The following is a 5,491-nucleotide window of genomic DNA, read 5'->3' as shown; positions in this document are numbered from 1 at the left end:
CTGCTCAGTGCGCCGCAGGGGCTGGACAGCACGGTGACCATCACGAGCATGCGTGGTGGCACGGAGGCCGAGAGCGACGCCTCGCTACTGGCCCGCCTGCTGGAGCTGATGCGCCGCCCGCCTGCCGGCGGCAACAAATATGACTACCGCCGTTGGGCCAAAGAAGTCAGCGGCGTGACGGAAGCTTACGTGTATCCGCTGCGGCGCGGTTACGGCACGGTGGACGTGGTCATTACTGCAAGCAACGGTCTTCCCTCGGAGGAGACCATCAAGGCCGTACAGGACCATATTGACGACCTGCGTCCGGTGACGGCCAAAAACTCGCTGGTGCTGGCTCCCGAACCGCTGAGCGCTGATGTCACGGTCAGCGTCAGCCTGGACGGTCTGTCGATTGATGAAGCCAAAGCGCAGATAACGCAGGTACTGACGGACTATTTCAACCGCCTGGCACCGGGTGAGATTGCCGTCAGAACCCAGATGGGCGCCCTGATATCCGACATTGCCGGCGTGGTGGATTACACGCTGACCAAGCCTGCCGGCAACGTGGTGCCGGAAGTCAGCGCCAAAACCGTGCAGTGGATACGCCCAGGCACCATAACCGTGGATAAAATGAAATGACCGGAAACGATTACAGCGAACTGCTTTACCTTCTGCTGCCAGACGGTTACGCCCGTACAGGTCTGCGTCTCAATGCCGAGCTGCAGGCCGAGGGCAATGCCCTGGCCAACGCCGAACGCAGCGCCCAGGATGTGCTGAACGGCATCACGCCGCTGACCGCCGTTGCGCTACTCTCCGACTGGGAGCGCGTGCTGGCACTGCCGGTCAGCACCGGTATGACCATCCAGGCCCGCCGACAACAGATTATGGCCAAACTGAATGAAACCGGTGGGCTGAGCCGCAGTTACTTTATTCGCCTGGCGAAGTCGCTGGGCTATGACGTCACCATCGATGAGCCTGAACCATTCCGCTGTGGTCGCAACCGCTGCGGCGACCGCCTCTGGGTACCAGAGATTATCTGGGTATGGATAGTGAATATCGAAGAAGGCCAGGTGCCGGTCTATCGCTTCCGCTGCGGCAGCTCAGCAACGGGTGAGCGGTTGATGTCATTTGGCCAGAATATGCTGGAGAACATTTTCCGTGATTTAAAACCCGCGCATACGCAGGTGGTCTTTAATTACGCCGGGAGTAAAACTGAATGAAAGATATTATCGAGCCGGTCGATACCGAAGACCATTTATTTCATGATGGCGACCCGACAACCGGCGCAGAAGGGACGATTGTCCACGCCAGAATAATGAACGCGCTTCAGGGGGCCACTATTGATATTCAGACAGAAAATAAAAATATTCTGGCTGAAGCAAAAATGACGCCTGACGCATCGAAAAATAACCAGCTGGTGACGGCCATCAAAGCCATTGCCACTGCAATTGCAAACACGGCGACCGCGAGTGCCATTCCGCCAGGCGTTCCGTTCCCGTGGCCGCTGGATACACCGCCGGCGGGTTATGCCCTCATGCAGGGGCAGACGTTCGATACGGCAAAATACCCGAAACTGGCTACGGCCTACCCGTCAGGCAAACTGCCGGATTTACGTGGCTGGATTATAAAGGGTAAACCGGAGAGTGGCCGCGCTGTGCTTTCGGTGGAGCAGGACGGTATAAAGAGCCATACGCACACGGCCTCCGTCAGCAATACCGACCTTGGAAGGAAGATGACCAGTGCGTTCGATTACGGCTCAAAACAGACCACCAGTTTTGATTATGGCAATAAAGGCACAGATGCCCAGGGTAATCATGACCATGGTTATGCCTATTTTGGGCCGGGGCCGAACTCCTGGCATATTGCGCTGAATGATTCCTGGTTCGGCGACCAGGGACGCCGGACGGATGTAAACGGTAATCACGGTCACACCGTGTATATCGGCCCTCATGACCACTGGGTCGGTATTGGTGCGCATAACCATTTTATTGATATGGGGGCGCACGGGCACAGCGCCACCATTGACGCGACAGGCAATGCGGAAAACACCGTTAAAAATATTGCGTTTAACTACATTGTGAGGCTTGCATGATTAAGCTGATTCTTTCCGCGCCGGTTCCGGCGATGGCACAGGCGTTCGACCGCGCGTTTTCCGCGATACCGGACGTCACCGTGCATCACGGTCCGTTTGAAACAGTAGGCGACTTTGACTGCCTGGTCAGCGCCGCCAACAGCTTCGGCCTGATGGACGGCGGCGTTGATGCGGCCATTACGGCGTTTTTCGGCACGCAGCTTCAGACACGGGTGCAGAACCGTATTATCAGGGAGTATCTGGGTGAGCAGCCGGTGGGTACTGCATTTGTCATTGAAAGCGGGAACAGCAATCATCCCTGGCTGGTGCATGCCCCGACCATGCGCGTGCCGCTGATTATCGACGGCACTGATGCGGTATACAGCGCCACCCGCGCAGCCCTGCTGGCTATCCACCACCACAATTTGAATGCACCGGACGACCAAAAAATCCGTAGCGTGGTTTTTCCTGCGATGGGTGCCGGATGTGGACAGGTACCACCGGAGAGTGTTGCCCGGCAGATGGTGCTTGCCTGGCAGAGCGTCATCTCACCAGCCCGGGGCCTCAGCTGGCAGTATGCGACACAGCGTCATCAGGCGGTGGTTAAGGCCTGCGGATGCACTGCAACAACAGACTGGCACCCGGACATGTGGCCCCTGCGGGGCCTGGGTTGTGACTGCGGGTGCGGCTGGGGCAGCATGGCCGCTGGTACTTATGGTGCGACATCACACTCCGGACGCAGGCATCATTCCGGTGAATACACTCACGGCATCAAATCGCCAGAATGCAGATGTGGCAGGCATAACCATTACATCTATACCGGCGCTCACACTCACAGCATCCTGCCATCATTACCGGGTTGCCATGACCATCGCGATTTTATCAGTACCGGCGCACATCACCACGGAGTAAAAAAATGACCTTTAAAATGAGCGAAGACTCACAGACCATCACCGTTTATAACCTGCGTGCAGATACCCTGGAGTTTATTGGTGCCGGGGATGCTTATATTCCCCCACATACCGGACTACCGGCAAACTGCACGGACATTGCGCCGCCTGATATCCCTGCCGCTCATGTGGCGGTATTTGCCCCGGATAAGGCAAAATGGTCACTGGCGGAGGACCACCGGGGCAGGGTGATTTTTGATACCGGAACGGGGAGAGAGATTTATGTTACCGGGCTGGGACCTCTGCCCGACAACACGACCTCAGTTGCGCCCGACGGTCAGCATCAGAAGTGGGACGGCAAAAAGTGGGTAAAGGATGATGAGGCTGAAAAAGCGGCACAGCTGCGTGATGCAGAAAACCAGAAAAGCCGGTTTATGCAGACAGCGAATGACAACATTGCACCGCTGCAGGATGCAGTGGATCTGGATATGGCAACAGATGACGAGAAAAAACAACTGGCAGCATGGAAAAAATACCGTGTCCTGCTTAGCCGGGTTGATACCAGCACCGCGCCGGATATTACCTGGCCGGAAATACCTGAGTAACAACGCTTAATACCTGTTCAATTTCCGTTTCCGTAAGGAGTCCGTCAGCATGCCGCATAAAAAAGTTACCCATCAGTCACCAGCATCCGTCATCCGAAATATCGACATTAAAGGTATCAGGGGTGACGCGAGCGCTGATTTTGCACACAGGGCAGCGCCAGCCGCCCTCACCGTTGCCGATGAGCACAACCTTTTTACCCCCGTCGAAACACGACTGACACAGGAAATACTCACTCTCGTCGATGCTCTCCAGCGATTTAGCGGCATCGCTCAGAGTATAGGCGAAGAACTGCCCGACAGTGCCCAGTTTGGTAGGTCTGTAACGGGCCTTCTCAGCTTGCTCAGCCTCCAGTTCTCTTATTCTCTGCTCAAGGACATAGATACGCCTTTCCTTCTCAGTGACGGCACTGAGTATCTCCAGAAGCTGGGTCTGAGCCTCAATGATACTTTTCGAGAGGTCGATTTGGAGGGTAGAAAGTTTCTGGCGGTCGCGCTCCTCAATGAACGCTTTGGCCCGGGTGCCCACTGACGAAAACGTACTGACTAAACTGATTATATCCATAACGTCCCTGCATAAGTTAAATCTTATTGGCCGATACATGCCGCTACTCGCGCGGGGCTGCCAGTCAGCATGCCGGGGAATTAGTATCGATTCTGGCGATCAATAAAACAATATTGATCGTTATAACAGATCGATAATGCAAGGACATGTTATGACTTATACCGTTATCCCCTGGGTGGGCGGCAAGCGAAAACTCGCTAAACAGCTTCTCCCTCTGTTTCCTGAACATACCTGTTACGTTGAACCCTTCTGCGGCGGTGCAGCCTTATTCTTTATGAAAACGCCCTCGAAAGCTGAGGTTATTAATGATATTAACGGCGACATCGTCAATTTGTATCGGGTTATTCAGCACCACCTTGAAGAGTTTATAAAGCAGTTCAAGTGGGCGTTAACCAGCCGTCAGCTATTTCAGTGGCTTAAAGATACACCGGTGGAAACGCTGACCGATATCCAGCGTGCCGCCCGCTTTTATTACCTGCAGAAAACCTGCTTCGGGGCAAAGGTGGAAGGCAGAACGTTCGGCACCAGTGCCACCGGCCCGGCAAAGCTGAATATCGTCCGCATGGAAGAAACGCTATCAGAGGCCTGGCTGCGCCTTCAGCGGGTGACGATAGAGCACCTGGACTGGCAGGTATGCATGCAGCGTTACGACCGACCCGGAACGCTGTTCTACCTCGATCCGCCGTACTGGCAGACGTGTGGCTATGGTGTATCGTTCGGGCCTGAACAGTACCGGCGCATGGCAGCGCTGGCGCGACAGGTGCAAGGCAAGGTGATTATTTCGGTGAATAACCATCCTGATATGCGGGAAGTCTTCAGCGGGCTGGAGATCAGGGAGGCGTACACAACGTATTCCGTTGGCGCTGACAACGGGCACCGGGCGTCAGAGCTGATTATCAGTAACTTCAGGCTGGCCTCTGATGCCAGCCCGTAGGGCACTCAGCGTGCAGAGGCCCGAAAGCCTCTGGTGAGAGACCAGTTCCCGCCAGCTTCCGATGCAATACCTGTTAACGCCATCTGTTCAAGGATAAAGCGGGTGGCGTATTCGTTCATATCGCAGATGTAAGCAACGGAATGCAGGGTAAGCGACGGGGCCTGGGTAAGTGCCGAAACGATTTCCCAGGCGTCATCGGTCATCGTCTGGCGAATTTGGGTGAAGTTCATTCTGTTTTCCTCATGCTGACAATACAGTGAACTGCAGGCCTGGCAGCGCGACGGACACTAACTCAACCCTGCGGGGCAGTCCAGTCGTTGTTTGGGAAACCGTGTTATAAGAACTGATTGTATTTTAATCTAATTTGCACGAATTTCTGCACTCACCATCACCATACCCGCGAGTGCAGAAATTCATCCAAATCAGTGCAGAAAATTTTTCGCCGCTACA

7 protein-coding genes and 1 pseudogene are annotated in these 5,491 nt (G+C 55.0%); 6 read left to right on the top strand and 2 right to left on the bottom strand.

Annotated features, from left to right (window positions below):
• The 5 genes and pseudogenes from BTJ39_RS24050 to BTJ39_RS24030 form a co-directional block, all read left to right on the top strand.
• Positions 1–618 (top strand): baseplate J/gp47 family protein (locus tag BTJ39_RS24050; RefSeq protein ID WP_139356417.1); only part of this gene is annotated, 618 nt, incomplete at its 5' end.
• Positions 615–1,199: a YmfQ family protein gene (locus BTJ39_RS24045; RefSeq protein ID WP_078005182.1), complete on the top strand. Its 585-nt coding sequence runs from the start codon at positions 615–617 to the stop codon at positions 1,197–1,199. The genes BTJ39_RS24050 and BTJ39_RS24045, both read left to right, overlap by 4 nt.
• Before the next feature lie 248 nt (positions 1,200–1,447).
• Positions 1,448–2,071 (top strand): annotated as a pseudogene (locus BTJ39_RS24040) (phage tail protein); the annotation flags it as partial.
• Positions 2,068–2,970 carry a macro domain-containing protein gene (locus BTJ39_RS24440; RefSeq protein WP_096777785.1) on the top strand — a complete coding sequence of 301 codons (903 nt, stop codon included), beginning with the start codon at positions 2,068–2,070 and terminating at the stop codon, positions 2,968–2,970. The pseudogene BTJ39_RS24040 and the gene BTJ39_RS24440, both read left to right, overlap by 4 nt.
• On the top strand, positions 2,967–3,545 hold the full coding sequence (locus BTJ39_RS24030; RefSeq protein WP_078005180.1) for a tail fiber assembly protein: 579 nt from the start codon (positions 2,967–2,969) through the stop codon (positions 3,543–3,545). The genes BTJ39_RS24440 and BTJ39_RS24030 overlap by 4 nt, the downstream gene beginning before the upstream one ends.
• A 76-nt stretch (positions 3,546–3,621) precedes the next feature.
• Here the strand turns inward: BTJ39_RS24030 and BTJ39_RS24025 are convergent, their stop codons facing one another.
• Positions 3,622–4,107, bottom strand: a complete 486-nt coding sequence (locus tag BTJ39_RS24025; RefSeq protein WP_078005179.1) for a hypothetical protein — start codon at positions 4,105–4,107, stop codon at positions 3,622–3,624.
• Positions 4,108–4,258: 151 nt separating this feature from the next.
• Here BTJ39_RS24025 and BTJ39_RS24020 point away from each other — a divergent pair, with 151 nt between their 5' ends.
• The gene (locus tag BTJ39_RS24020; protein ID WP_078005178.1) at positions 4,259–5,041 is read left to right on the top strand and encodes a DNA adenine methylase; all 783 of its coding nucleotides are present in this window, start codon (positions 4,259–4,261) and stop codon (positions 5,039–5,041) included.
• Positions 5,042–5,046: 5 nt separating this feature from the next.
• Here the strand turns inward: BTJ39_RS24020 and BTJ39_RS24015 are convergent, their stop codons facing one another.
• Positions 5,047–5,271: a hypothetical protein gene (locus tag BTJ39_RS24015; RefSeq protein ID WP_078005177.1), complete on the bottom strand. Its 225-nt coding sequence runs from the start codon at positions 5,269–5,271 to the stop codon at positions 5,047–5,049.
• Positions 5,272–5,491: the final 220 nt, after the last annotated feature.

This window comes from Izhakiella australiensis (assembly GCF_002006995.1).
GTDB lineage: Bacteria > Pseudomonadota > Gammaproteobacteria > Enterobacterales > Enterobacteriaceae > Izhakiella > Izhakiella australiensis.
This window is presented reverse-complemented; position numbering and strand designations above follow the sequence as displayed.

What these genes read in the sequence shown, in the direction of transcription:
- BTJ39_RS24045 (WP_078005182.1), top strand. Translation starts at nt 615, where the DNA reads ATGACCGGAAACGATTACAGCGAACTGCTTTACCTTCTGCTGCCAGAC.
- BTJ39_RS24440 (WP_096777785.1), top strand. Translation starts at nt 2,068, where the DNA reads ATGATTAAGCTGATTCTTTCCGCGCCGGTTCCGGCGATGGCACAGGCG.
- BTJ39_RS24030 (WP_078005180.1), top strand. Translation starts at nt 2,967, where the DNA reads ATGACCTTTAAAATGAGCGAAGACTCACAGACCATCACCGTTTATAAC.
- BTJ39_RS24025 (WP_078005179.1), bottom strand. Translation starts at nt 4,107, where the DNA reads ATGGATATAATCAGTTTAGTCAGTACGTTTTCGTCAGTGGGCACCCGG.
- BTJ39_RS24020 (WP_078005178.1), top strand. Translation starts at nt 4,259, where the DNA reads ATGACTTATACCGTTATCCCCTGGGTGGGCGGCAAGCGAAAACTCGCT.
- BTJ39_RS24015 (WP_078005177.1), bottom strand. Translation starts at nt 5,271, where the DNA reads ATGAACTTCACCCAAATTCGCCAGACGATGACCGATGACGCCTGGGAA.